At 58.2% G+C, this 788-nt stretch carries 1 protein-coding gene and 1 pseudogene; one reads left to right on the top strand and one right to left on the bottom strand.

Translation table 11 applies throughout. From position 1 onward, the window contains the following. A pseudogene (locus ACXJ7R_RS34980) lies at window positions 1–196 on the bottom strand (hypothetical protein); the annotation flags it as partial. Here ACXJ7R_RS34980 and ACXJ7R_RS34975 point away from each other — a divergent pair. Continuing rightward, window positions 186–344, top strand: a complete 159-nt coding sequence (locus tag ACXJ7R_RS34975) for a hypothetical protein (protein ID WP_457155780.1) — start codon at window positions 186–188, stop codon at window positions 342–344. The pseudogene ACXJ7R_RS34980 and the gene ACXJ7R_RS34975 sit on opposite strands and share 11 nt — an antisense overlap. Window positions 345–788 lie beyond the last annotated feature (444 nt).

The following is a 788-nucleotide window of genomic DNA, read 5'->3' as shown; positions in this document are numbered from 1 at the left end:
GGATACATCTGACGAACCGGACGATCACTTCCTCGGCGATGAGCATGGCCATGACGACGATAATCAGCGGCACGACCCCGTGCAGCATGCCTTCGAAGCGAACCCTATCCCCGAACACGAAGGTAATCGCCTCCAGGATCACGAACTTGGATAGGAACAGCACCACCCATGCGCCGAAGAATCGCATGAACTTCATGAAGGCGCCTTGCCTTGAAGAACACGGCGACCTGWTGCTCGATGGCGATCGTCGCCTTCAGAAGGGCTTGCAACAAGATGGCGGCGAGCAACGACACGCTAAAGGAAGCGACCGTGACGCTGTCCGAAAACTCATCGAACAGGTTTAGGACCACAAGGTCGATCAAAGATATAGCGGGTGATCAACCGCTGATGGTCAGTCGGCATTTCGGCCGTGGCGGCAGAAAGCCGTGGATCTTGTCAGCCATGATGCCCCCTGAAAACACTCCTCGAAACGTGCCCTAACCGCATGGTGGGCGTCAATAGAGGCATGTCTGGGAGGAACACGCGTGCGCTTGGCTGCAGGGCCATGAGGCAATCCCAGCGTGGGTGCGGCAAGCCACAGAACTGGCTTGACGGAACATTAGAGGTCGCTAACAGTTGGTGGTTGCGGCAGGTGATGTCTCACCCACATCCTGCCGAAGATCGGGACTCCATCGCCTGGTCGGCCCGCGCTCTCCGCCAGAGGCGCGGGTTTTGACTGATCAGGGGGAGAGATGACTTATGAGCCGGCCACAAGCTACATCGCGAGCCAGGCGTGGCAGGTGTTGATC

The organism is Mesorhizobium sp. P5_C1 (assembly GCF_054049815.1).
Note: the sequence above shows the minus strand (reverse complement) of the source record. Positions and strands in the feature narration are given on the sequence as shown.